23 protein-coding genes are annotated in these 24,951 nt (G+C 71.6%); 16 read left to right on the top strand and 7 right to left on the bottom strand.

Annotated features, from left to right (window positions below):
* Positions 1 to 25 precede the first annotated feature (25 nt).
* Together Actkin_RS29035 and Actkin_RS29030 are read left to right on the top strand one after the other, a co-directional pair.
* Positions 26 to 286 (top strand): metallothionein, encoded by a 261-nt coding sequence (locus Actkin_RS29035; RefSeq protein WP_189209612.1) that lies wholly within the window; start codon positions 26 to 28, stop codon positions 284 to 286.
* A 34-nt stretch (positions 287 to 320) separates the two neighbouring features.
* On the top strand, positions 321 to 971 hold the full coding sequence (locus tag Actkin_RS29030; RefSeq protein ID WP_258905003.1) for a SecDF P1 head subdomain-containing protein: 651 nt from the start codon (positions 321 to 323) through the stop codon (positions 969 to 971).
* A 2-nt stretch (positions 972 to 973) separates the two neighbouring features.
* Here the strand turns inward: Actkin_RS29030 and Actkin_RS29025 are convergent, their stop codons facing one another.
* Positions 974 to 1,777: a metal-dependent hydrolase gene (locus Actkin_RS29025; protein ID WP_189209614.1), complete on the bottom strand. Its 804-nt coding sequence runs from the start codon at positions 1,775 to 1,777 to the stop codon at positions 974 to 976.
* Between the two features lie 186 nt (positions 1,778 to 1,963).
* Between Actkin_RS29025 and Actkin_RS29020 the strand changes: the two genes are divergently transcribed.
* The 4 genes from Actkin_RS29020 (at position 1,964) to Actkin_RS29005 (ending at position 5,349) form a co-directional block, all read left to right on the top strand.
* A complete protein-coding gene (locus Actkin_RS29020; protein ID WP_258905002.1) occupies positions 1,964 to 3,166 on the top strand; it encodes a serine hydrolase domain-containing protein in 1,203 nt (400 codons plus the stop codon).
* 110 nt (positions 3,167 to 3,276) lie between these two features.
* Positions 3,277 to 4,497 (top strand): NADP-dependent isocitrate dehydrogenase, encoded by a 1,221-nt coding sequence (locus Actkin_RS29015; protein WP_189209616.1) that lies wholly within the window; start codon positions 3,277 to 3,279, stop codon positions 4,495 to 4,497.
* 131 nt (positions 4,498 to 4,628) lie between these two features.
* The gene (locus Actkin_RS29010; protein WP_308425861.1) at positions 4,629 to 4,940 is read left to right on the top strand and encodes an SH3 domain-containing protein; all 312 of its coding nucleotides are present in this window, start codon (positions 4,629 to 4,631) and stop codon (positions 4,938 to 4,940) included.
* A 235-nt stretch (positions 4,941 to 5,175) separates the two neighbouring features.
* The gene (locus Actkin_RS29005; RefSeq protein ID WP_189209617.1) at positions 5,176 to 5,349 is read left to right on the top strand and encodes a hypothetical protein; all 174 of its coding nucleotides are present in this window, start codon (positions 5,176 to 5,178) and stop codon (positions 5,347 to 5,349) included.
* 493 nt (positions 5,350 to 5,842) lie between these two features.
* On the opposite strand, the gene Actkin_RS29000 is transcribed toward Actkin_RS29005, so the two are convergent.
* Positions 5,843 to 7,339, bottom strand: coding sequence for a S8 family peptidase (locus tag Actkin_RS29000; protein WP_258905001.1), 1,497 nt, complete (start codon positions 7,337 to 7,339; stop codon positions 5,843 to 5,845).
* A gap of 172 nt (positions 7,340 to 7,511) precedes the next feature.
* Between Actkin_RS29000 and trpS the strand changes: the two genes are divergently transcribed.
* Positions 7,512 to 8,525: a tryptophan--tRNA ligase gene (gene trpS / locus Actkin_RS28995; protein ID WP_229786676.1), complete on the top strand. Its 1,014-nt coding sequence runs from the start codon at positions 7,512 to 7,514 to the stop codon at positions 8,523 to 8,525.
* Positions 8,526 to 8,557: 32 nt separating this feature from the next.
* Positions 8,558 to 9,562, top strand: coding sequence for an inner membrane protein YhjD (gene yhjD / locus Actkin_RS28990; protein WP_373292341.1), 1,005 nt, complete (start codon positions 8,558 to 8,560; stop codon positions 9,560 to 9,562).
* Positions 9,563 to 10,717: 1,155 nt separating this feature from the next.
* Here yhjD and Actkin_RS28985 read toward each other — a convergent pair.
* Entirely contained in the window at positions 10,718 to 11,998 is a 1,281-nt protein-coding gene (locus Actkin_RS28985; protein WP_258905000.1) for a D-alanyl-D-alanine carboxypeptidase family protein, read from the bottom strand.
* A gap of 136 nt (positions 11,999 to 12,134) precedes the next feature.
* On the opposite strand from Actkin_RS28985, the gene Actkin_RS28980 reads away from it, so the two are divergent.
* Positions 12,135 to 12,479, top strand: coding sequence for a hypothetical protein (locus Actkin_RS28980; protein ID WP_189209620.1), 345 nt, complete (start codon positions 12,135 to 12,137; stop codon positions 12,477 to 12,479).
* A gap of 32 nt (positions 12,480 to 12,511) precedes the next feature.
* Here the strand turns inward: Actkin_RS28980 and Actkin_RS28975 are convergent, their stop codons facing one another.
* Positions 12,512 to 13,669 carry an ROK family transcriptional regulator gene (locus Actkin_RS28975; RefSeq protein WP_258904999.1) on the bottom strand — a complete coding sequence of 386 codons (1,158 nt, stop codon included), beginning with the start codon at positions 13,667 to 13,669 and terminating at the stop codon, positions 12,512 to 12,514.
* Positions 13,670 to 13,835: 166 nt separating this feature from the next.
* Between Actkin_RS28975 and Actkin_RS28970 the strand changes: the two genes are divergently transcribed.
* Complete coding sequence (locus Actkin_RS28970) at positions 13,836 to 15,005, top strand: saccharopine dehydrogenase family protein (protein WP_258904998.1); 1,170 nt, start codon at positions 13,836 to 13,838, stop codon at positions 15,003 to 15,005.
* 330 nt (positions 15,006 to 15,335) lie between these two features.
* On the opposite strand, the gene Actkin_RS28965 is transcribed toward Actkin_RS28970, so the two are convergent.
* The 3 genes from Actkin_RS28965 to Actkin_RS28955 all read right to left on the bottom strand — a co-directional run bounded on the left by Actkin_RS28965 (position 15,336) and on the right by Actkin_RS28955 (position 17,629).
* Positions 15,336 to 16,403: a fatty acid desaturase family protein gene (locus Actkin_RS28965; protein WP_258904997.1), complete on the bottom strand. Its 1,068-nt coding sequence runs from the start codon at positions 16,401 to 16,403 to the stop codon at positions 15,336 to 15,338.
* Between the two features lie 79 nt (positions 16,404 to 16,482).
* Positions 16,483 to 16,614 carry a hypothetical protein gene (locus Actkin_RS28960; RefSeq protein WP_258904996.1) on the bottom strand — a complete coding sequence of 44 codons (132 nt, stop codon included), beginning with the start codon at positions 16,612 to 16,614 and terminating at the stop codon, positions 16,483 to 16,485.
* A gap of 13 nt (positions 16,615 to 16,627) precedes the next feature.
* Positions 16,628 to 17,629, bottom strand: coding sequence for an MprF family protein (locus Actkin_RS28955; protein WP_258904995.1), 1,002 nt, complete (start codon positions 17,627 to 17,629; stop codon positions 16,628 to 16,630).
* Between the two features lie 170 nt (positions 17,630 to 17,799).
* On the opposite strand from Actkin_RS28955, the gene Actkin_RS28950 reads away from it, so the two are divergent.
* The 6 genes from Actkin_RS28950 (at position 17,800) to Actkin_RS28925 (ending at position 24,939) form a co-directional block, all read left to right on the top strand.
* Entirely contained in the window at positions 17,800 to 18,741 is a 942-nt protein-coding gene (locus tag Actkin_RS28950; protein ID WP_189209625.1) for a diacylglycerol/lipid kinase family protein, read from the top strand.
* Positions 18,738 to 20,150, top strand: a complete 1,413-nt coding sequence (locus Actkin_RS28945) for an MmgE/PrpD family protein (protein WP_258904994.1) — start codon at positions 18,738 to 18,740, stop codon at positions 20,148 to 20,150. Before Actkin_RS28950 ends, Actkin_RS28945 begins: the two co-directional genes overlap by 4 nt.
* Positions 20,151 to 20,316: 166 nt before the next feature.
* Complete coding sequence (locus Actkin_RS28940; RefSeq protein WP_258904993.1) at positions 20,317 to 21,942, top strand: aldehyde dehydrogenase family protein; 1,626 nt, start codon at positions 20,317 to 20,319, stop codon at positions 21,940 to 21,942.
* 21 nt (positions 21,943 to 21,963) lie between these two features.
* Positions 21,964 to 23,103 (top strand): acyl-CoA dehydrogenase family protein, encoded by a 1,140-nt coding sequence (locus Actkin_RS28935; protein ID WP_189209627.1) that lies wholly within the window; start codon positions 21,964 to 21,966, stop codon positions 23,101 to 23,103.
* A 10-nt stretch (positions 23,104 to 23,113) separates the two neighbouring features.
* On the top strand, positions 23,114 to 24,451 hold the full coding sequence (locus Actkin_RS28930) for an aspartate aminotransferase family protein (protein ID WP_258904992.1): 1,338 nt from the start codon (positions 23,114 to 23,116) through the stop codon (positions 24,449 to 24,451).
* Positions 24,451 to 24,939 (top strand): type II toxin-antitoxin system RatA family toxin, encoded by a 489-nt coding sequence (locus tag Actkin_RS28925; RefSeq protein WP_189209628.1) that lies wholly within the window; start codon positions 24,451 to 24,453, stop codon positions 24,937 to 24,939. The genes Actkin_RS28930 and Actkin_RS28925 overlap by 1 nt, the downstream gene beginning before the upstream one ends.
* Positions 24,940 to 24,951 lie beyond the last annotated feature (12 nt).

Here is a 24,951-nt window from a genome sequence, read left to right as displayed (position 1 = left end):
CTGGCGGGGACGGAAGGAGCGCCCCATGGCGGTCTGCGACGTGTGCGGGAACGACTACTGGATGGCTTTCGAGGTCCGCACGGTGAGCGGTCAGGTGCACACCTTCGACTCCCTGGAGTGCGCCGCCCACCGGCTCGCCCCGGTGTGCGAGCACTGCAAGTGCCGCGTCCTCGGGCACGGCGTCGAGGTGCAGGGCAGGTTCTTCTGCTGCGCCCACTGCGCCCGCAACAGCGGCGACGACCTCGGCGCCGAGATCAGGGACGCCGTCGGCGCGCACCCGGGCTAGTAACCGATCACCGCTCGCGCGCGATGATCACGGTGTGGCGCGAGCATGGTGGGCGGTGGTGGCCGCGGGCGTGGTCCTGACCGGGTGCCAGTCGACGGTCGACGGTGGCGCCGTGCGGGAGGCGGCGCTGGAGTTCCGGCCGGTCGTCGCGAGCTACCCGACGAACGCGCTGACACCCGGCGTGACGTCGTCCGCGTGCCCGGGGAAGGCGGCCTCCGCGGACAAGGCGTGCAGGCAGTCGGCCGACCTGGCGCCCTCCGGTTCCGCCCCCGCCGACCCGGCGGCGCAGATGGCGGCGCTGAACGCGCTGGACTGCGGCGGCGCCGACCCGCTCGACGCCGACCCCGCCCTGCCGCTCGCCGCCTGCGACCGCGACGGCGTCGAGCTGTTCATCCTGGACAAGGCCTTCCTGGACGAGCGGCACGTCGCCGGGGCGACCTCCGGCATCGACCCGCAGGGCGTCGGCTACGTCGTCACCCTCTCCTTCACCGCCGAGGGGACCGACATCTGGGCGAGGCACACCGAGAGCCACGTCAACGAGCGGGTCGCGTTCCTGGTGGACGGCAAGGTCGTCTCGGCCCCGACGATCCAGGGCGCGATCCACGGCGACACCACCATCCACGGCGGCGTGAACGGGTTCACCAGGGACGAGGCCGAGAACCTGGTCGCCGCGCTCGGCGGCTGAGCCTAGGTCCAGGGGATCAGGTCGATGCCCGGCAGCACGTTGCCCGCGCGCTGCAGGGCGACCGCGGACATCCAGACGGCGACCGCGGTGATGAGCGGGCCGACGATGGCCATCTCGACGCGTCCCCCGGTGCGCATGCGCATGATCTTCGGCGGGGCGACCGGGTACCAGGTCTTCCACGCGATCGGGACCGGCCACAGGATGGGGCAGCCCTGCTCGGTGATGGCGTCGCCGAGGTAGTGGGCGACGCAGCCGATCGCCACGGCCACCCCGCAGGCGGCCGCGTCCGGGGAGGTCGGGTCCGTCCACTTCAGACAGGCGTAGGTGAGCACCAGGCTGGTGCCGGTGATCCACAGGGCGTCGTTGCGCGGGCACCACTTGTGCAGGATCCCGCGCACGGCCAAGCCGCAGAAGAAGAACATCAGCACCGGCAGCGCCCACGACTTGCTCGTCTGGATGATCGCGGTGGTGACCACGGCCGCGCCCAGGGCGAACACCAGCGTGTGGGTGAGGCCGCGGTGGCCGCCCTCGCGCTTGGAGTCGCGGTTGGTGCGGGTGGCCTTGTAGACGACGCTGCTGAACCAGTTGAGCATCTTCGACGCCGCGGCCGACACCGGCCCGAACGTCGTCGACACGGTCGACTCGGGGTGGTCGAGGTCGGGTAACAGCGCCGCCCCGGCGGCGAGCACCGCGCCCACGAGCCAGCCCTTGACCGACAGGCTGCCCAGGGCGGTGCCCTCGGCCAGGGCGGTGGCCGCCGCCCACCCCGCCAGTCCGCTCATCGCGTGCGTCGGCCCGGTCGCCATCGGCCCCCCACATCTCGTCTGCCCGTCGCGTCGGGCCACCCTACGATCGGTCGACCGTCGTCAGCGCCGTTTTCGATCACGAAACGCGAACACGTGTTCCCTGAGGGACGGCCCGGGATTTCTCAGGGTGGCGATCCGGGCTGATGCCCGATGGCGGCGGAGTCGATCAAGGACAGGCTTGCGGCCATGCGAATCCGAACCGCCGCGCTCGCCGCGGCCCTCCTGGTCGGCCTCACCACGGCCACCGCGCCTGCCGCAACGGCGCAGCCTGTAGCCGCGCAGCCCGCCGCCGCGCTGGCCGCCACCTCGCAGTCCGCCACGGCCTCTGTCCCCCCGCTCAACCCCGCCGCCATGCGCGCGGCCATCTCCGACCTCGGTGACGACACCAGCGGGGCCCTGGTCCGCATCCGCGGGTGGGCCGGGTGCTGGGACGGCACCGCGGGCGTCGCCGACATCCGCACGGGCAGGCCCGTGCCGATCGACGGCCGCTTCCGGATCGGCAGCATCACCAAGGTGTTCACCGCCGTCGCCGCGCTGCGCCTGGCCGCGGACGGCGAGCTGGACCTCGACCGGACCGTCCAGCACTACGTCCCCGGCCTGCTGCCCGAGCGCTACCCGCCGATCCCGGTGCGGACGCTGCTCGACCACACCTCCGGCCTGCCCGGCGTGCCCATCGACCACAAGGACCCGGACTGGTTCCTCGCCCACCGGTTCGACACGTGGACCCCTCGGCAGATGTTCGACCTCGCGTTCACCGACCGGGAGATGGAGTTCGCCCCCGGCGCGAAGCAGCACTACGGCAACATCGGCTACCTCGTGCTGGGGGCGGTCATCGAGGAGGTCACCGGCAGGCCGTACGCCGAGACCGTCCGGGACGCGGTGGTCAAGCCGCTGCGGCTGCGCGGCACCAGCTTCCCGGGGGCCAGGACGGGCATCCCCGGCCCGCACGCCCACGGCTATGAGCTGGTCGACGGCCAGTACGTCGACATCACCGAGGCCAACCCGACCTACCAGTGGTCGGCGGCCGAGGCGATCTCCACCGCCGAGGACCTCGACCGGTTCCTCGTCGCCCTGATGACCGGCCGCCTGCTGCCGCGCGAGCAGAACGCCGTGCTGTTCGCCGTCCCGGACGTGCCCACCTTCGACGGCGACGACGACCCGGCCAACGACGTCCCCGCCCAGCGCGGCGGCGGGCTCGACCGGTTCCAGGTCGGCGACGTCCTCTTCTGGGGCAAGACCGGCGACCGCCCCGGCTACAACAACGGCATCGGCGCCACGCCCGACCTGGCCCGCCGGGTGGTCTTCTCGGTGAACACGCTGCACATGGGTGTGCCCGAGCAGCCGCGGGTAAGCCAGCGCGTCATCGTGGCGGCCGCGGGGCTGGCCTAGCATCGGCCGGGCGGTGACAGTGCCCACACGGGTGCCCCCGACGGCCCGCTACCAGTACGCTTGTACCGTTTAGCGCGGGCAGACCACAGGCGAGAGGAGCATCGCGGCTCATGGCCAAGATCAAGGTCCAGGGAACCGTCGTCGAACTCGACGGCGACGAGATGACGCGGATCATCTGGCAGTTCATCAAGGACAAGCTGATCCACCCGTACCTGGACATCAACCTGGACTACTACGACCTGGGCATCGAGCACCGCGACGCCACCGAGGACCAGGTCACCATCGACGCCGCGAACGCCATCAAGCAGCACGGCGTCGGCGTCAAGTGCGCCACCATCACCCCGGACGAGGCCCGGGTGGAGGAGTTCGGCCTGAAGAAGATGTGGATCTCGCCCAACGGCACGATCCGCAACATCCTCGGCGGCGTGGTCTTCCGCGAGCCGATCATCATCAAGAACATCCCCCGGCTCGTCCCCGGCTGGACCAAGCCGATCATCATCGGCCGTCACGCGCACGGCGACCAGTACAAGTCGACGAACTTCAAGGTCCCGGGCGCGGGCACGGTGACGATCACCTACACCCCGGCCGACGGCTCCGAGCCGATCCAGCACGAGGTCGTGCGGATGCCCGAGGACGGCGGCGTCGTCATGGGCATGTACAACTTCAACAAGTCCATCGAGGACTTCGCCCGGGCCTCGTTCTCCTACGGCCTGCAGCGCAACTACCCGGTTTACATGTCCACGAAGAACACGATCCTGAAGGCCTACGACGGCGCCTTCAAGGACATCTTCCAGGCCGTGTTCGACGCGGAGTTCAAGGCCGAGTTCGAGGCCAAGGGCCTGACCTACGAGCACCGCCTGATCGACGACATGGTCGCCGCGGCGCTCAAGTGGGAGGGCGGCTACGTCTGGGCGTGCAAGAACTACGACGGCGACGTCCAGTCCGACACGGTCGCGCAGGGCTTCGGCTCGCTGGGCCTGATGACCTCCGTGCTGATGACGCCGGACGGCAAGACCGTCGAGGCCGAGGCCGCGCACGGCACCGTCACCCGGCACTACCGCCAGCACCAGGCGGGCAAGCCGACCTCGACCAACCCGATCGCCTCGATCTTCGCCTGGACCCGGGGTCTTGCCCACCGTGGCAAGGTCGACGGCACGCCCGAGGTCGTCGGTTTCGCCGAGACGCTGGAGCGGGTCATCATCTCCACCGTCGAGAGCGGCAAGATGACCAAGGACCTGGCGCTGCTGATCGGCAAGGACCAGCCGTACCAGACGACCGAGGAGTTCCTGAACACCCTCGACGAGAACCTGCAGAAGGCCATGGCGGGCTGATTTGCCGCTGACGGGGCCCCCGCCGGACGTGCTCCGGCGGGGGCCTTTTCGGGTGACACGGGTTGTCGCCGCCGCCGGGCTTGGGCCACCGTGGGATTCGTCGGAATCCGCCGTACGGGGAGTGTGCTGACGTGTTGGTGCCGAAGCGGGCCCTGCTCATCGGCGGTGTCGCGGTCGTCGCGCTCGTGTACTCGATGGGCATGGAGCCCCCCAACGGCGAAACCGCCCCGACCGGCGGCGAGGGCGCGTGCAAGGTGATCGTCACCGCCGACGTGCTCAATGTGCGCGCCAAGCCGGACGTCAAGTCCGAGATCGTGGGCAAGTTCAACATGGGCGCGGAGACCGTGGCCGACAAGGCCGTCGAGAACGGCTTCCGCAAGCTCGCGCAGGACCGCTGGGCCGCCGAGGAGTTCCTCAAGCCCCTGCCCGGCCACGACTGCTGAGCGACTGCCCGGCCACGACTGCTGAGCTACACCATCAGCCCGGGTGTAGATCGACTACCCCGGGGGACCGTTCACCGCATCGGGAGATACGCTCGGCGACGCCAGCGGGCGATCTTCACCAATGTGGGTCTCCGCTGTTGACACAGTCGGTAGCTTTTCTTCCGGTCCACAGCGGTGCTTAGCCCAATAGAGGGACGGTGCAACGGTGTCAGGCGTATCGGCCACGCTCGCCCAGGTGACGGCGGCAACCGTCAGCGAGGGCGGCGTGCTGGTCGGGAGCATCGCGGTCGCACTCGGCGGCGGTGGTCTGCTGCTGGGCCTACTGCGCCGCAGGCGCGTGGCCACCAAGGCCGTCCCCCTCCCGGCCCCCCGCGTCCCCGTGGTAGCGGACGAGCGCTCGCACAGCTGACCCCAGCTCCAAATGATCTGACCATATGTTCAGATCATCCGGATGATAAGACCATCTGAATGTCGAGATCATCCGAAGTCGCATTCCAGATGCCCTAATCATCTGGATGATGTGACCAACGCCAAGCCTCAATCGCTGCCCCGGTTCCATCGCAATCGTTCCCCGAGCCACTTCAGATGATGAGACCATCCCGATGGTCAGATCATCTGAAATGCTAGTTCGGATGGTCGCGTCATCTGGATGTAGAAGCCCCGGCGATTCGGATGATGTGAACATCCGAATCGCCGGGGCCGTTGTCGTCAGTCCCGATCTTCAGCTGGGTTGGCCCGCGGGCCTGCGGTGAACCACGAGGGGCGGGGCCGCCAGTCGGGCTTGTCGGTCAGGGTGGGCGGGACGGGCAGGTGGGGCTGTTGGTCGCAGGCGGGCCTGGCAGCGGCCTGGCTTGGCAGCGGCCTGGCTTGGCAGCCGTCGGGCTTGGCGGCCGTCGGGCTGGTTAGCGGACTGCGTCCAGGGCGTCGATCAGGCCGGAGCCGTAGAAGCCTCGGCCGGAGGTGCCGCCCTGGCAGGTGGCCAGCCAGGCGCCGGTGCCGTCCGGGTCGTAGACCTTGCCCGCCGGGCAGGCGATGCGGTCGGCGTCGCGTTGGAGTTCGACGATCGTGCGGTTCGCGCTCCAGTCCGGGTGGGTCGAGCGGATCAGGGCGACGACGCCCGCGGCGTGCGGGGCGGCCATCGAGGTGCCCTGCTTGTAGCCCCAGCCGCCGTTGAACACCGTCGACAGGATGCGGCCGTTGGCGTCCGGGGTGTCCGGGATCTGCCGGGAGTCGCCGCCGGGGGCGGCCACCTGGGTCTCGCTGATGCCGTAGTTGGAGAAGAACGACTTGCGGTTCTCCACCCCGGTCGACGACACGCCCACCACGCCGCGGACCTCGGCGGGGAGCTTCACGCACTGGTTGCCCGCCTCGCGGGTGACCGGGGTGCCGTTGTTGGGGCTGCCCTCGTCCAGGATCGTGTGCGAGAGGTCCCAGTTGCTGTTGCCTAGGGCGGCAACGTTCACCACGCCGCGGCGCGCCGAGTAGTCGATCGCCCGCGTCACGGCCACGGCCACCGCGTGCTGGTCGACGTCGTCGTGGCACCACAGGTACCACGGGTCGATGAAGTACGAGCTGTTGGTGACGGAGACACCGTGCTCGGCCGCCCACACGAACCCGCAGATCGCGTACTCCGGGTAGATGTAGCCCGCGTCGTTGACGACCTTGATAGAGGCCATCTTGACATCGGGCGCCACACCGACCACGCCGACGCCGTTGCGCGCCGCGCCGATGATGCCCGCGACGTGGGTGCCGTGGTCGCTGGTGGTCGGGGCCCACGCGGCCGGGTCGGTGTTCGGCACGCCGCGGTCGGTGCAGCCGACGGAGTTGGCCGCGTCGACGTTCGGCGCGAGGTCGGGGTGGCTGGCCTCGATGCCGGAGTCCAGGACGCCCACGAGCACGTCGGCGCTGCCGCCGCTGATCTTGTGCGCCTCGTCGGCGCCGATCGCCCGCAGGTTCCACTGGCTGACGCTCATCGGGTCGCCGGAGGCGGACTCGGTGCCGGGCGCGCCCGCGGCGACGACGTCGGTGGTCGCCTCCAGCGCGCGGGACTCCAGGCCGCCTGCGGCCAGCGCGGGCTGGGCCAGCTCGGCCAGGTTCTGCGTCGCGCCCGCGCCCTGCACGCCGGGCTTGGTCCGCACGACCGAGGCGAAGTCCGCGCTGGGCGAGGCGGCGACGATCACGCCGATCTGCGGCCAGCTCTGCACGATGGTGCCGCCCGCGTCGCGCACCGCCTGCTCGACCCGGGACAGGCCCTCGGCGTTCTGCGGTCCGAGCACGACGAAGTGCGCCTCGGGTCCGTCGGCCTGCGCCGCCGCCGCGGGCGCGCCGACCGACGAGACCAGTCCCGCCGCGCAGGCCATGACCGCGGCCGCACCCAGGAAACGGGATCGTTTTCGCACTGAGATACCTCCGAACACCGTGACGTCGTTGTCTGGCCCATCCGTGCCGGTCAGGCGGCGGATCGGCCGCACGCGAACCTGCCACCGCATGACCCTAGGCGGCAATCCACCGGATGGCCCAGAACCTCACCCGACCGGGGCGGGCCATGCCCTGCCTGGGACAATCGGACACGTGTCGACCGAGAACACCGAGCGCAGGCCGCGCGTGCTGTCGGGCATCCAGCCCACCGCCGACTCGTTCCACCTGGGCAACTACCTGGGCGCGGTCCGCCAGTGGGTCGCGTTGCAGGACACCCACGACGCGTTCTACTTCATCGCCGACCTGCACGCGATCACCGTCGAGCACGACCCGAAGCTGCTGCGCAAGCGCACCCGGGTCTCGGCGGCGCAGCTGCTGGCGCTCGGTCTCGACCCGGCCCGCACGACGCTGTTCGTCCAGTCCCAGGTGCCCGAGCACGCCGAGCTGGGCTGGGTGATGCAGTGCCTGACCGGCTTCGGCGAGGCGGGCCGGATGACGCAGTTCAAGGACAAGTCGGCCAAGCAGGGCGGCATGGTCAGCGTCGGGCTGTTCACCTATCCGATCCTGCAGGCCGCCGACATCCTGGTGTACCGGCCGGAGTTCGTGCCGGTCGGCGAGGACCAGCGCCAGCACCTTGAGCTGACCCGCGACCTCGCGCAGCGCTTCAACACCCGCTTCGGCAAGACGTTCCCGCTGCCGGAGCCCTACATCCTCAAGGACACCGCCAAGATCTACGACCTGCAGGAGCCGCAGGCGAAGATGAGCAAGTCCGCGTCCAGCCCCGGCGGCATCGTCGAACTGCTGGACGACCCGAAGGTCTCGGCGAAGAAGATCCGCTCCGCGGTGACCGACGCCGAGCGCGAGATCCGGTTCGACCCGGAGGCCAAGCCGGGCGTGAGCAACCTGCTCGGCATCTACTCCGCGCTCACCGGCCGCACGGTCGACGATCTCGTGAACGCCTACGACGGCAAGGGTTACGGCGACCTGAAGAAGGACCTCGCCGAGGCCGTCGCCGACTTCGCCGGGCCGGTGCGCGACACCGTCAAGTCCTATATGGACGATCCGGCCGAACTCGACAAGATCCTCGCCTCGGGCGCGCAGCGGGCCAGGGAGGTCGCCGCGGCGACGCTGGCGAGGGTCTACGACCGGGTCGGCTTCCTCAAGTAGCGGGCGGGCGCGGCGGCACCTAGGTTTTGTGGGTGACCGACGAGAAAGAGTCGCTGGTGGCCCGGCTCCGCAGGCGCCCGTGGATCGATCACCTGTTCCGCGCGAACGAGGCGTTCACCGATCGCTACGGCAACCACTTCGCCGCGTCGATCACGTACTTCAGCGTGCTGTCGCTGTTCCCGCTGCTGCTGATCTCCTTCGCCGTGCTCGGCTTCGTCCTCGCGGGCCAGCCGGACCTGTTGCGCTCCCTGCAGGAGAGCATCACCTCGGCGGCGCCGGAGAACCTGCGCGGGCTGCTGACGGACCTGGTCAAGGCGGCCGTCGAGGAGCGCGGGCGGGTCGGCATCATCGGTCTGCTCACCGCCGCGTACACCGGTCTCGGCTGGATGAGCAACCTGCGCGACGCCCTGACGGCGCAGTGGGGGCAGAAGCACGAGGACCGGCCGTTCCTCAAGGGCAGGCTGATGGACCTGCTCGCCCTGCTCGGCCTCGGCGTGGCGATCGCCCTGTCCTTCGGCCTCAGCGCGGCGGGCAGCGGTCTGGCGGATCTGCTGCTGAATTGGGTAGGCCTGGGTGAGGCCGGATGGGCGAGGGTGCTCCTCTTCTGCGTCACGACGGCCCTGTCGCTGGCGGCCAACTGGCTGATCTTCCTCTGGGTGATCGCCCGCCTGCCCCGCAAGCCGGTGAGCGCCCGCACCGCGATGCGCGGCGCCCTGGCCGCGGCGATCGGGTTCGAGATCCTGAAGCTGATCGGGACGATCTACCTGAACTCGGTCCTCGGCGGCCCGCTCGGCAGCCTGGTCGGCCCGATCGTCGGTCTGCTGGTCTTCGCGAACCTGGTGGCCCGCTTCCTGCTCTACGTGACGGCGTGGGCGGCCACGGCCAAGGAGAACATGGTCGACGAGCCGATCCCGCCCCCGCCGCCCGCGGTGATCCGCCCGATGGTCACCGTCGCCAACCGCCCGAACGCCAAGCAGACCGCGAGCCTCCTGGGAGCGGGCGCCCTCCTGGGCCTGGTCCTCGGCAGGCGACGGTAGCCGCTGGGGGTGGGGTTAGGGGTGGTGGAGCGGCTGACGGGGAGTGGGTAACTCGCAGCCTGGCGGGTGGGGGCCGGAGCGGCAGTGCGGGGGAAGGCAGAGCGGCTGGGTGACCGAGTGGTGGGTGGCCGAGCGGCAGAGCACGGGGTGGCGGAGCGCAGGGTGGCGGAGGCACGGGCGGCCGAGCGGCAGGCGGCTGCGCGGTCGGGGCAGGCTGGCGCGGGCGGCGGCGGGTCCGGTCGGGCTGGTGTGGGCGGTGGGGTCGTACGGAGGCGGAGGGTTGGCCGCCAGGGTGGCGGAGGCACAGGCGGCCGAGCGGCAGGCGGCTGCGCGGTCGGGGCAGGCTGGCGCGGGCGGCGGCGGGTCCGGTCGGGCTGGTGTGGGCGGTGGGGTCGTACGGAGGCGGAGGGTTGGCCGCCAGGGTGGCGGAGGCACAGGCGGCCGAGCGGCAGGCGGCTGCGCGGTCGGGGCAGGCTGGCGCGGGCGGCGGCGGGTCCGGTCGGGCTCGTTTGGGCGGCGAAGGGGTGCGGAGGCGGAGGGTTGGTCGCCAGCGCGGCGGAGGCACAGGCGGCCAGCGGCAGGTGGCCGGGCGGCAGGTGGCTGGCGGCAGGTGGCCGGGCGACAGGTGGCCGGCGACAGGTGCGGGTGGTCGGGGCAGGTCGGCGCGAGCGGCGGCGGGTCCGGTTGGGCTGGGGTGGGCGGTGGAGGGTCGTGCGGAGGCGGAGGGTTGGTCGTCAGCGCGGCGGAGGCAGAACGGCAGGGCAACCAGCGGCGAGTGGCAGGGCGCGTCAGCGCAGAGCGGCAGAGCCACCAGCGGGACTGAGCGGCGGATGGCAGGGCGGCCGAGGGCTGTGCGGCAGTGGGCCAAGCGGCAGACAAGGGGGTTGACGGCAGGCGGCCGAGGGTGCCCGAGCGACAGAGCGGCAAGGGGCAGAGCAGGACCGAGCGAGCGGCAGGGCCGTGGAGAGGGCCGAGCGGCGGAGGGTGAAACGGCAGTCGGGCAGGGGTGCGGTTTGGCCCGGGGCCGCTTGCGGGTGCGGGGCGGTGGCGGGCTGGCGCGGATGGGGCGGGCTGGCGCGGATGGGGCGGGCTGGGGGTGAGGGACGGCCAAGGGGAGAAGGGGTGCTGGGCAGAGGGTCTGCCCAGCGGCCATCGTCAGGCTGTGCGGGCGGCTCGGGCTCGGGCGGCGCGCTTCTTGCGGAGGAACAGGGCCAGGGCTACCAGGATGCCCAGGCCCGCGGCCACCACCAGGGGCATGCCGTACGTGCCGAAGGCTGAGCGTTCGGTGTCTGGGCCCGTTGCGGTCTGGTGGTCCTCGCCGTCGGTTGTGGGGGGTTCGGTGACCGGGACGCTGCCTACGCTGCCGTCGGGTTTGGGTTGGGCGTCGGGGGCGCCGGTGACGAGTTCGCCGACGGGTTTGCGGCCTGCGTCGACCAAGGCGAAGCCGTAGTCCAGCAGGAGTGCGCCCTGGCCTGCCAGGGGGTCGGGGTTGGGTTCGCCGCGCAGGAGGACGACCGCGAGTTGGCGGCCGTCGCGCTCGGCGCTGCCGAGGTAGGTGTGGCGGGCGGAGTCGGTGAAGCCCGCCGTGCCGCCGGTGAAGCCCTCGTACTCGTCCCACAGCTTGTTGTCGTTGTAGATCTCGAACGAGCCGGTGTCGCCGTGGCCGGGGAAGGTCAGCGAGCGGGTGCGGAGGGCCTTGGCGATCTCGGCGTGCTCCATGCCCTCGCGGAAGATCAGCGCGATGTCGTAGGCCGACGTGCTCATCCCGGGCCCGTCCAGGCCCGACGGGGTGGCCGCGCGGGTGTCGAGGGCGCCGAGCTCGCGGGCGAGGGCGTTCATCTTCTCCAGCGCGACCGGCACGCCGCCGAGGGCGCGGGCCAGGGCGTGGGCGACGTCGTTGCCCGAGCGCATCAGCAGGGCGTGCAGCAGCTGGTCGACGGTGTACTCCCCGCCGGGGCCGATGCCGACGCGGGAGCCCTCCTGCTGGGCGTCCTCGGGCGTGCCGACCACGATCTGCTCCGGCCGCAGCTCGCGCACCGCGGTGATGGCCAGCAGCATCTTGATCAGCGACGCAGGCCGCTCGCGCGCGTGCGGGTCCTTGGCGGCCAGCACCGTGCCCGAGCTGACGTCGGTGATGATCCACGCGGCCGCGTTGACCGCGCCCGGCAGCGCCGGGGCCTCGGGCGGCAGCACGAGGCCGCACTCGCCCATCCGCGTCCCGCCGACGGGCTCCGGCGGCACCGGCAGCGGCGTCGGCGACGGGTCCCCGGGCTTGGGCTCCTCGGAGGTGTCGATGGCGGGCGGCGGCCGGTCGTGGTTGCGGCACTGGGCGCTGGTCTGCATCAGCGGCTCGCCCGTGGCGGGCTGCGCCGCCGCGGGGGCGGCGGTGAGCAGGGCCAGGAGGGCGGCGACGGTCCCGCGGGCTGCGAAGCGCACCCGGCCAGGGTAGAACCCGCCACGATCAGGGCCCTATCCGGCCTGTCACCCACACGGGCGCGCCCGGTGTCCGCGCCGGTCGGGGCGGGTGTGACACTGCTGTCGGCGAGATCCCGCGATCTGGAAGGGGCGCGACGTGGAGTTCGTGCGACTGCTGCTGGTCTTCCTGCACCTGTTGGGCATGGGTCTGCTCGTGGGCACCTTCCTGATCCAGCTACGCGCGAAGGACGGCGCGCTCAACCCGGGTTGGCTGCACGGCGCGGGTCTGCAGCTGGTCACCGGTGTCGCGCTGATCGCGACCGCGTCGCTGACCGACACCGACTACAACCACATGAAGCTGGGGATCAAGACCCTGGTGCTGGTGGCGATCGCGGGCATCGCGTTCGCGTTCCTGCGCAAGGCCCCGCTGCCGAAGTGGGTCGGGCCGACCCTGGGCGCGCTGGTGGTGGTCAACGTCGGCCTGGCCGTCTTCTGGACCTGACGGCCGGTAGTCGCCGTTCAGCCGATCGGGGATCAGACCAGCTGGCGGTCCAGCACGACCGGCGACAGCGCGTGCTGGACGACCATGGCGGCGGCGCCGAGCATGGCGGCGTTGTCCGCCGTCTGCGACGGCACGATCCGCAGGTGCTCGGTGGCCAGCGGCAGCGACCGGCGGTAGATGGCCTCGCGCACGCCCGCGAGCAGCATCTCGCCCGCGTTCGACAGCGACCCGCCGATGACGATCAGCGACGGGTTGAACAGGCTGACGCAGCCCGCGAGCACCTCGCCGATGTCGCGCCCGGCCTGGCGCACGGCCTGCCCGGCGACCGGGTTGCCGGACTGCACGAGCGCGACGACGTCGGCGCTGGTGGTGGCCTCGATGCCCGCCTCGCTCAGCCGGGCGGCCACGGCCGGTCCGCTGGCGACGGCCTCGAGGCAGCCCGTGTTGCCGCAGCGGCAGGGCGCGTCGCCCGCGCCGGGGGCGAGGATGTGGCCGAGGTCGCCCGCGGCGCCGACCGCGCCTCGGTGCAGCTCGCCGTTGCTGATCAGGCCCGCGCCGATGCCGGTGGCGACCTTGACGACCATCATGTGCTGCTCGTCGGGGTGGCAGCGGGCGTGCTCGCCGAGGGCCATCAGGTTGACCTCGTTGTCCACCAGGACGGGGACGTCGAAGTCGGCGGCCACGCGGGCGGGCACGTCGTAGCCGTTCCAGCCGGGCATGATCGGCGGGTTGGTGGGGCGGCCGGTGGAGTGCTCGACCGGGCCGGGCAGGCCGATGCCGACGCCTGCGACGGGCGTGCCCAGCGGGGTGACGAGCGCGCGCCAGGTCTTGGTGAGCAGGCCGAGCACGGCGTCGGGGCCGTCGGCGATGTCCAGGGCGAGGCGCTCGGTGGTCAGCGGCTCGCCCGCGAGGTCGGTGACCGCGACGGTGGCGTGGGTCGCGCCGACCTCGGCGGCCAGGACCAGGCGGGAGCGGGCGTTGAAGACGAACCGGCTGGCGGGCCGCCCGCCGGTGGACGCGCCGTTGCCCCTGTCGGTCACCAGGCCCGCGTCGACCAGCGAGTCCAGCCGCGCGCGGACGGTCGAGCGGGCCAGGCCGGTCTCGGTGACCAGCTCGGCGCGGGTGCGGGCCTGCCCGTCGCGCAGCAGCCGCAGCAGCTCGCCGGGAGATGCCGAAGGGGAGATCTGCACGTCGCTCTTTCCTCGTCCGGGCCCAGCCGCCCTGGGCTGACCGAAGTGTAGCGCGGTTCGTGCGAGATTCGCCGGAACTTCGCCATAAGTGTGAAGACTTTTGATCGATTCTTGCCAATAGTGCTGACGGGTTTCGCGCATGGTTACCCGTGGGTAATGTCGGGCCATGCCTACCGGCCGTGAGTACGACATCGTCCTGTTCGGGGCTACCGGCTTCACCGGCGAGCTGACCGCCGAATACCTCGCCCGGCACGCCCCCGCGGACTGCCGCTGGGCCCTCGCGGGCCGCAACCAGGCGAAGCTCGCCGGGGTGCGGTCGCGGCTGGCGTCGATCAACCCGGCGCTGGCGTCGATGGACCTGCTGACCGCGGACGTGAACGACGCCGCGTCCCTGGCCGCGGTCGCGTCCGCGACCCGGGTCGTGATCACGACGGTGGGGCCGTACGTGGCGTACGGCGATCCCCTCGTGGCGGCCTGCGCGGCGGCGGGGACGGACTACGTGGACCTGACCGGGGAACCGGAGTTCGTGGACCGGACGTATGTGCGCCACCACGCGACCGCGGTCGCGTCCGGCGCCCGCCTGGTGCACGCCTGCGGGTTCGACTCGATCCCGTACGACTTGGGCGTCTACTACACGGTTCGCGAGCTGGCGGCGTCCGGACCGGTGTCGGTGGACGGGTTCGTGCGGGCGTCGGCGGACTTCTCCGGCGGGACGTACCACTCGGCGATCACCGCGTTCAGCAGGCTGCGGGAGAGCGCGGCGGTGGCGAAGGAGCGGCGCGCCCTGGAGACGCGGCCGTCGGGGCGTCGGGTGCGGGGTGTGGGGCGGCCGCACCGGTCGGCCTTCGGGTGGTGGGCGCTGCCCGCGCCGACCGTCGATCCGCAGATCGTGCTGCGGTCGGCGCGGGAGTTGGCGTCGTATGGGCCGGACTTCACCTATGGGCACTACATCGCCTTGCGGCGCTTGCCTACGGCGTTGGGGCTTGTGGGCGGGGTGGGGGTGTTGTTCGGGCTGGCGCAGATCCCGTTCACCCGCAACTGGCTGCTGAACCGCAAGAAGCCGGGGGACGGGCCGTCTCCGGAGAAGCGCGCGCGGTCGTGGTTCAAGGTCCGCTTCGACGCGAGGGGCGAGGGGAAGCGGATCGTCACGGAGGTCAGCGGCGGCGACCCGGGGTACGACGAGACGGCGAAGATGCTCGCCGAGTCGGCGCTGTGCCTGGCGTTCGACGACCTGCCCGCGACCTCCGGCCAGGTGACCACCGCGGTCGCCATGGGCGACGCGCTGCTGGACCGGCTGATCAAGGCCGGGATCGGCTTCACCGTGCTGGAGAGTTGACGCCCTCAACCGGTGCGCGCGAGGATTCCGGGCAGTCGGCGGAGGGCGCCAGGGGTCGCGGCGGAGCGGTCGGCCGAGACGAAGGTCAGCAGGCGGACTCGACCACCCACCGCCGTCGCGGTCTTGTGGTGGCCGTCGAGAGGTAGTGGAACAGGCCCCAGTGCGCGTCCTCCGTGTACCGAGGCCCTGAAGGTTGAGTTATCCGAACGCCACCGCCGTCGGATGGCCGACGGAGCCGTGGCGAGGATGACCCGCCGGGCAGGGGAAAGCGAGCGGACAACGACGAAGGCTCCCGCCCTCCGTAGAGGGCGGGAGCCTTCGGGAGAAGGGTCAGACCGTCACTTCACCGCGACGCGCGGGGGCGCTCACGTCGTGGAGGAAGGTGGCGACCTCCTTGTAGGACGCCCAGAAGCCCATCTCCACGTAAGGGATGCCCTTCTCGGCGCAGTACTCCATCGTCAGCTCCCGCGCCCGGGCCAGGGAACCCTGGGGCATGGACGGGAACAGGTGGTGCTCGATCTGGTAGTTCAGCCCGCCGTACATGAAGTCGATCAGCGGGGACGGGTTGATGTTGCGGGAGGTCAGCACCTGCCGCTCCAACCAGTCGAGGGTCTCCTCCTCGCCGTCGCGGATCTCCATGCCCTTGTGGTTGGGAGCGAAGATCATGCCGAAGTAGACGCCCATCACGGCCTGCTGGATCAGCAGGAAGGCGATCGCCAGGCCCGGGGACAGGACCAGGAACGCGCACGTCAGGTAGACCGCCAGGCGCAGGACGATCAGACCGGCCTCCAGCGCCGGGTTCTTGACCTCCCGGCGCAGGATCATCTTCCACGCCGTCTTCTGCATCTTGTACGACTCGAGCGTCAGCAGCACGAAGAACAGGACCGACTGGTGCCGGACGATGAACCGGCCCACCCGGGTGCGCGTGCCGTACTGCTTGATGTCGAAGATCGCCGTGCGGCGGCCGATGTCCGGGTCGAGGGACAGGTGGTTGGGGTGGCTGTGGTGGCGGTTGTGGTGGTTGACCCACCAGCCGTAGGAGAACCCGTTGATCAGGTTCGCGTGCGTGTACCCCACCACGGTCGCCGACGACCGGGCGCGGAACATCGACTTGTGGCCGGCGTCGTGGAACATGAACGACGCCTGCGCGCACCACACGCCGATCCAGACGGCGTTGACGAGCTGCCACCAGGTGTCGCCCAGGACGAAGAACGCGGCGATGCCGAGGCCCAGCATCGCCAGGTTGACCGAGATCCGCCGGTAGTACCAGCCCGCCTGCAGGTCCAGCAGGCCCTCCGCCTTGACCCGGCGGAGCAGCTCGGTGAACGAGGCCGAGCCCGTGTTGGCCTGCCGCACATCCGGATCAGGCGTGGTGGTGCTGACTTGCGTGGACTGCATGCCGTGACTCCTTAGCGATGACGACGGAGGCGGGGCCAGCGTGGCGGCCCGGGCTGATCCGGGGCTGACCCTGCGGTGATCAGCCCGCGAGGGCCTCGTGCAGGGCGGCGAGCGTGTCGTCCGCCGCCTCGGCGACCTCCGGGTCGTCCGGGGCGCCGAAGATGCCCATCAGCGCGCCGACGGTGGCCTGCATCAGTTCCTCAGTGGACATGGGTCGTGCTCCCTCAGAAGGCGCCGCAGGCGCGGAAGACGTGGGCGAAGGCGTGCAGGGACGCGCGGTCGGGGAAGGCGATGTACTCCGGGATCACCAGCGTCGGCGCCCACTTCTGCTTGTACGCCAACTGGCTCTGCGCCGGGTACAGGTCGCCGCCCTGGGCGAACAGCGCGTGCATCAGCCACTGGTAGCCGCGGTTGAAGCCGGGCAGCTCCTGGGTGGCGTCCAGCCCGGTGAACGGGGTGAAGCCGAAGTGCAGCCACGGCACGCCCTCGGCGCGGAACTTCTCGATGGCGACGGAGTTGATGGCCTCCATCAGGCCGGGCGAGGTCTCCGGGATGCGCCGGGACAGGTCGTGCATCCAGCCGTGGCGGGTGCCGTACACCGGCGAGTAGGAGATGTAGCCGACCGGCTTGTCCTCGATCGAGCCGACGAACAGCCGCCGGTACGGCTGGCCGTCGCCGCCGATCTCGCCGACGAGGAACTCCAGCTGGTGCGCGCCGTCGCCCTTGGCGCCGAGCCACGCGCGGTCGATCTCGGTGATGGAGCCCGCGTAGTGGGTGGCGTCGACCTCCTCGACGACCAGCCCGTTGCGGAACGCGCGCGAGATCTTGTTGCGCAGCTGCATGAAGCGGGTGCCGCGCAGGGTGAACTCCGGCAGCGACACCGCCCACGACGCGCCGATCTGGTTCACGGTGAACCCGTGGCGGGCGTAGATCTCCGCGTCGTGGCGCTGGAGCTGGACCGACACCACCTTGCAGTCCTGGGACCGGGCGAAGTCCGTGAAGGCCGCCAGCAGGCGGTCGTAGTCCTCCGGCGGGGCGAACACGCCGCCGAACTGGACGAGGTAGTTCCCGGCACGCCGGTAGGCCACCGCGCCCGGGACGCCCGGGCTGGTGAACGTCGCGGTTCCGGCGTTGAGCGTGAGGAAGGCGGAGGGGTTCTCGGCCTGTGTGTACGCCCGGATCGCGTCCAGCGCCGGGATCTCGGTCCTGCTCACTGTGCTGGTCACGCCTGGCACCCCTTTCTGCGGTTCGTCGGCGAGGCCCGCCAAGTAGAACACCGGGGATATAGCTGGGAAAGGCGCTGTCAGGAGCCCATCAGCAGCTGGTCAGAACCACTGGGGATCGTCGGTGTCGGGCGCCGACCGGCGGCCGGGTCACACGCGCGGGGAGCAGTCGCATGAGCGGTCCACTGTCGGACACCGGCCACGTGCTGGTGATCGCGAATCCGACCGCGGGCAGCGCGCGCGGGCCGCTGTTGGCCGCGGTGCGCGACGCGTGCGCCGCGCACGCCGAGTCCGAGCTGCACATCACCACCGCCAAGGGCGACGCCACCGAGAGCGTGCAGCGCGCCCTGGCCGAGCGCAGGCCGCCGGACCTGGTGGTCGTGGTCGGCGGCGACGGCACCGTCCGCGAGGTCGTCGAGGGCATGGCGGGCACGAGCACGGCCACCCTGCTGGTCGTCCCCGGCGGCACCGGGAACTCCGTCTACCGGATGCTCTGGGGCGAGCGGCCCTGGGCCGAGGCGGTGCGGGCGGTGTTCACCGGCCAGGCCGCGCGCCGCAGGCTGGACCTCGCCCGGCTGGCCGAGACCGGCGCGACGGTGTGCCTGGGCGCCTGCTCCGGCGTCGTCGCCGAGGCCCTGGACTACGCCCGCCGCACCCCGCTGAGCGGGCGCGCCCGCTATGCCAAGGCCCTCGCCGACGCCTGCTCCGCGCACAAGCCCTACCCGGGCCGCGTCACCGTCGACGGCAAAGTCCTCTTCGAGGGCGACACCGTGCTGGCCAACGTCGGCGGCGGGCGCTACCGCGGCGGCCAGTACCTGCTGCTGCCGCTGTCGGAGCTCACCGACGGCCTGCTCGACGTCTGCGTCGTCAGCGGCCAGGTCGAGCCGGAGCGCGTGCCCGAGCTCATCCGCTCCGGCGGGCACCTCGGCGAGCCGGGTGTCTACTACGGACGCGGCAGCCGCATCCGCGTCGAGCGGACCGACGGCGAGACGCTGGTCTTCGAGCACGACGGCGAGCTGATCGCCGACACCGCGGCCAGCATGACCCTGCGGGTGGCGCCCGGGGCGCTGCCGGTGTGGGCGGACCCGGCGATCGCGGCTGGCCCGGCCTGGTGACCAGACTGCGCGCTCTGGCCGGGTGGGCGGCCGGGGTCCGGCCCGAGGACATCCCGACCCGGGTCCGCGAGTACGCGGCCAGCCAGGTGCTCTCCCAGGTCGCGGCCATCCGCGCGGGAGCGCGCCATCCGACCGCGGCTCGGCTGACGGCCGCATTCGGCGGCCCGACCCAGCCCGACCGCAAGGCCGCCGCGTGCGTCCTGGCCGCGCTGGGCTCCTGGCTCAACCTGGACGACACCGCGTACGCGGGCCACCTCTCCAACTCGACCGTCGCCGTCCCCCTGGCCTACGCCCGCGACGGCGCGGACCTCATCACCGCGGTGGTCGTCGCCAACGAGTGCGCGGCCCGCATCACCGCGGCGGCGACCCTGGGCCCGCTGCGCGGGCAGAGCGCGATGCACACCCACCTCGCGGGCGCGGTCGCGGGCAGGCTCACAACCGAGGACGCCGACGCCGAGCGCTGGACCGACGCGCTCGCGCTCGCCTTCGCGATGCCGAACTGGCCGCTGCTGCGCGCGTTCCTGGCCAGCGACGCCCGCCTGCTCTGCACGATGGTGCCCGTCCGCACCGCCCTGGACGCCTGCGACGCCGCCCACGCGGGCCTGACCGGCGCCCACGACCTGATGGAGCACCCGGACGGGTTCCTCGCCCGCTTCGCCGAGGTCCCGCTGCCCGGCCAGATCGACCACGCCCTCGGCGAGCAGTGGCACACCGAGACGCTGTCGTTCAAGCTGCACCCCGGCGGCCCGGGCATCGACGCTGCCGTGGACGCCGCCGCGGAGCTGGCCCCGCTCGCCGACAACGACATCGCCGAGGTGACCGTCGAGGCGTCGGCCTACACGCTCATGGCCCAGCACACCGCCGACCGGTACGCCGACGGCCCGGACACCCCGCTGGGCGCGCTCGTCCTGGACGTCGCCTACCCGGTCGCCACGGCGCTCCTCACCGGACACCTCACCGCGGCGGACCTGGAGCGTCCGGCCACAGAGGACCCGGCGCGGTGGTCGCTGGCCAAGAAGGTGCGCCTGCGCGAGGACAAGGCGATGACCCGCGAGCTGCTGGCGTCCGACGCCCCCTTCGGCGCGGCGCTGCGCATGGCGGGCCGCGACGCCGAGCCGTGGCTGCGCAGGTTCGGCCTGACCGCGCCCGAGGGCGGGCAGCGTGACTTCCGGCACGCGACCAAGGCCACCCCGGCCCGCGTCACCGTCCGGCTCCACACCGGCGAGACGCTGACGAGCGAGCGCGCGATTCCGCGCGGCGCGGCCGGGCCCGAAACGCGCGCGGAGCACCGCTCGCTGATCCGCGCGAAATTCCGGGAAAGCGGCGGCAGCGCGGAATCGGCCGATGTGGAACTGGAATCGCTGACCGGCGCGGGACTGCGGTCCTGGCTGCGTGCCGCCCTGAGCTGACCGTTCGTCATCACTGCGGTGTCAGGAGCCGGTCAGACGGTCCTGCGAGAGTCGATCGCGTGGCGCGAGGCGAACGCGCCGGGAATCGTCGCCGGGAATCGTCACAGACCCCGCTGATTGTCGGGAAGGGCATGCGATGATGCTTTTTGAGGGAGATCCCACCCAGTTGTCCGGGGGGACGGCCGACGCCGCGCGGGAAACCCCGCTGCGCAGCTACGACCTGTTCATCGGCGGCAAGGACGTCCCGGGTGACGGCTGGGTCTACACCACCAGCGCCGCTTCCCTGCTGGAAGACGTGTTCACCAGCATCAGCCTCAAGCGCGCGCTGGAGAAGGACCCCGACGACGCCGCGTCGCGGCACCGCTACGTCGTCGGCCGCTGCGCCGTGGCCACCACCGCGCACATCGACGAGTCGCTGCAGGCCGCCGCGGAGGCCGCCAAGGAGTGGGCCAGGGTGCCGCTGGAGCGCCGCCTGCGCCTCGGCGAGCTGTTCCGCGAGACGCTGCTGGCCAACCAGGACGAGTTCCTCGAGCTGCTGGTCGCCGAGTCGCACCCGGTCAAGCTCGCCCGCTGGGAGCTGAGCTGCCTCTACCAGCTCTACGGCCGCGAGTCCGTGGAGTGGTACGCCGAGCAGATGCACAAGGAGTTCAACCACGGCAACCGCAGGCTGATCGTGCGCCGCCAGCCCGACGGCGTGGTGTGCTTCAACCCGCCGCAGAACGCCGCAGGCCCGTCCGCCGCGCTGGCCGTGCTGCCGCTGATGGCGGGCAACGCCGTCGTCGTGCGCGCGCCGCGCAGCATCCCGCTGTCCACGATGTACCTCTGCCGCGAGCTGATCGCCCCGCTGCTCGAGGAGGTCGGCGCCCCGCCCGGCGTGCTGAACGCGCTGTGCAGCAACCCGAAGCAGACCACCGACCGCTGGGTCGAGAGCCCGCTGGTCGACGACATCTTCTTCGTCGGCGGCTCCGAGGAGGGCCTCAAGCTGCAGGAGCGCTGCATCGCCAACGGCAAGAAGCCGATCCTGGAGCTGGCGGGCAACGACTCCATCGTGGTCTGGAAGGACGCCGACCTCGACGCGGCCACCGAGGCGATCCTGGAGTGCTTCTACGGCTCCGGCCAGATCTGCATGGTGCCCAACTGCGTCGTCGTGCACCCGGAGGTCGCCGACGAGCTGATCGCCCGCATCAAGGCGCAGATCGTCGACGTCAAGCCCGGCTACCCCGACCAGGAGGACGTGCTGCTCTCGCCGGTGCGCCGCGCGGAGAAGTTCTTCGCCCTGCAGCGCCAGGCGATCGAGCGCGGCGCCGAGCTGATCTCCGGCGGCGGCCGGATGGAGGTCGACGGCACCCCGTCGGAGACCGGCGTGTTCCTGCAGCCGACCGTGCTGCGGGTCAACGGCCTGGACACCTCCCGCGAGATGGACATGGTCAAGCACGAGACCTTCTTCCCGCTCCTGCCGGTCATCGTCCCCGACGCCTCCACCGACCCGGAGCTGCTGGACGCGTTCATCGAGTTCGTCAACACCAACGACTACGGCCTGCGCAACTCGCTGTGGGCCCGGTCCGACGAGGTCATCGACCAGTTCGTGCAGCGGATCGTCAACGGCGGCCTGCTCAAGGTCAACGACTCGCACATCGGCTTCCTGCCGTACCTGCCCAGCCACGGCGGCACCGGTCTGACCGGCGGCGTCTACGGCGAGGCCAACTACCCGATGCTCAAGACCTCGCACGTGCAGGGCGTGAGCGTCGCGACCGGTATCCGCCCGCGCCAAGCCGTCTTCGACGGTGCCTGATCCCGGAGGTCTGAGGACAAGATGCGTACCCTCGAAGCCGCTCGCGCGGTGTGCGAGCAGTTCCACCCCGGCCTTGTCGGCGCGCTCAAGGAGCTGACCTGGGCCGAGCGGGAGAAGCCCGGCAGCCCGGTGATCGAGCTGTTCCGCGCCCACGAGGGCGTCGGGCTGCTCGTCCCGCGCGAGCACGGCGGCGCTGGCGCCGACCTCGTGCAGGCCGTGCAGGTCATGCGCGCGCTGGGCTCGCTGTCGCCGTCGCTTGCGGCCGCGGCCACCATGCACCACTTCACCGCGGCCACCCTGTACGCCCTCGCGCCCACCGAGGGCAGGCTGACCGGCGCGCAGATCGACGTGCTCAAGTCGGTCGTGCCGGACCGCAGGATCATGGCGTCGGGCTGGGCCGAGGGCCGCACCGAGCAGAACATCCTCGCCCCCGCGGTGAAGGCCGAGCGCGTCGACGGCGGCTATGTGCTCAACGGCAGCAAGAAGCCGTGCAGCCTGTCCGGGTCGATGGACATCCTGACCGCCAGCATCGCGGTGACCGGCCCGACCGGCGAGCCCGAGCTGGCGATGGCGCTGATCCCCGCCGACAGCCCCGGCATCACGACGCACCCGTTCTGGGGCAACGACGTGCTGGCCGCCGCGGAGAGCGAGGAGGTCAGGCTCACCGACGTGTTCATCACCGAGGACCTGGTGATCCGCACCACCGACGAGGACCCCGAGCGCATGCAGGCGCTGCAGCTGGCCGGGTTCGTCTGGTTCGAGCTGCTGATCTCGGCCGGGTACGTCGGCGCGGCGGGCGCGCTGGTGGAGAAGGTGCTGGAGCGCAAGCGCGGCGGCGCGCAGGACCAGGTCCAGCTCGCCATCCGGGTCGAGTCGGCCTACGCGCTGCTGGAGGGCGCCGCCCGCGCGGTCCTCGACGGGGTCGACGGCGAGGAGGCCGTCGCCAACGCGCTCATCGCCCGCTACGGCGCGCAGCAGCTCATCGCCGAGTCCACCGCGACCGCGCTGGAGCTGCTGGGCGGGCTGGACTTCATCACCTCGGCCGACAGCGCCCGGCTGGCCTCCGGCGTGCGCCCGCTGGCCTTCCACCCGCCGTCGCGGGCCTCGGTCGCCGAGTCGCTCATCGCCTACCTCGGCGGCGAGCCGCTGGTGCTGGGCTGAGGGGGCCGCGATGACCGCGATGGCGAAGGGCCACACCACCCACGCGCCGGTCGCCGACCACGGCGCGGCCGAGCAGCACGTGCTCGACCTCTACCGCAGGCACCTCAGCCGCGGCCGGGCCACCCTGGCCGAGCTGTTCGGCTGCCACGTCGAGGCGCACTCCGACGGCGCGTGGATGACCACCACCGACGGCGAGCGCTTCCTCAACTGCGGCGGCTACGGGGTGTTCATCCTCGGCGCCCGCCACCCCATCGTGCTGGAGGAGGTGCAGCGCCAGCTCGCCGCCAACCCGATGGGCACCCGCATCCTGCTGGAGCCGACCGCGGCCGAGGCCGCCGAGATGCTGTGCTCGGTCGTGCCCAAGGGCCTGGAGCGCGTGCACTTCTCGCTCTCCGGCGCCGAGGCCGTGGAGACCGGGCTCAAGCTGGCCAGGGCCAACGGGTTCAAGCACACCGTGTCGATGGTCAACGGCTACCACGGCAAGTCGCTCGGCGCGCTGTCGGCCACCGCCAAGGAGGTCTACCAGCGCCCGTTCCGCCCGCTCATCCCCGACTTCACGCACATCCCCTTCGGCGACTCCGACGCGCTGGAGGCCGAGCTCAAGGCGCACCCGGGCGAGACCGCGGTGATCCTGGAGCCGGTGCAGGGCGAGGCGGGCGTGATCCTGCCGCCCGCTGGCTACCTGCGCCAGGTCGAGTCCCTGGTCCGCGAGTACGGCGGGTTCCTCATCCTCGACGAGGTGCAGACCGGCATGGGCCGCCTCGGCGAGTGGTGGGGCGCCGACCTGGAGGAGATCACCCCGGACGTCCTGCTCACCGGCAAGGGCATCGGCGGCGGCGTCATGCCGGTGTCGGCGGCCGTGGCCACCCGCAAGGCGTTCAAGCCCTTCGACAAGGACCCGTTCGTCCACACCGGGACGTTCGCGGCCATGCCCGTGCTGATGGCCGCCGTCAAGGGGTCCATCCGGGCGCTGCAGGAGGAGCGGCTGGTCACCAGGGCCATGGAGCTGGGCACCCAGCTGCTGCCCAGGATCGCCGACATCGCCTACCGCAACATCGGCCACCTGGTGAAGGACGTGCGCGGCCAGGGCCTGCTGATCGGCGTCGAGCTCGTCGAGCCGGGCCTGGCAGGCGAGCTGCTGACCGAGCTGTTCAACAACGGCGTCGTGGCCAACCACTCGATGACCGGCAGCGCGGTCGTGCGGTTCACCCCGCCCGCGATCCTCACCGACGTCGAGGTGCAGACCCTGCTCTCGGCGTGGGACCAGGCCACCCGCGACCTCATCACCAACTCGGCCACCATGCCGGACTCCCACAGGCCGGACTCACACACGCCGGAGGGCAAGTAATGCGACACGTAGACCTGGAAGCCACCGTCCGGAACGCCACGGCCGAGGACGTGCTGCGCGCGCTGATCCGGTTCGACCGCTACCCCGACCTCGCCCCGCACGTGCGGGCCACCGAGGTGCACAAGACCCTGCCGGAGACCGCGGCGTCCTCCAGCTGGGAGCTGTACTTCCGCAGCGGCATCCTGCGCTGGACGGAGAACGAGACGATCGACCTCGCCGCGCTGACCGTCGAGTTCGCGCAGGAGGACGGCGACTTCGACGTGTTCGAGGGCGTCTGGCGGTTCACCCAGGACGGCGCCGACACGCGCGTGCGCTTCGACGGCGACTTCGACTTCGGCATCCCCTCCATGGAGGGCATCCTCGACCCGATCGCCGAGCGGGTCATCCGGGAGACGGTGGCCTGGGCCATCGACGGCTCCTTCCCCGAGGTCAGCTTCGCAGGCGGCCTCGCGCTCACCCCCGTCGCCGCGGCAACGCCCGGCCAGTAGCACCTCGGGAGT

Source organism: Actinokineospora sp. UTMC 2448, from assembly GCF_024760565.1.
GTDB classification, from domain to species: Bacteria; Actinomycetota; Actinomycetes; order Mycobacteriales; family Pseudonocardiaceae; genus Actinokineospora; species Actinokineospora fastidiosa.
The sequence above is the reverse complement of the archived record's forward strand: the minus strand, read 5'-3'. Positions and strand labels throughout refer to the sequence as shown.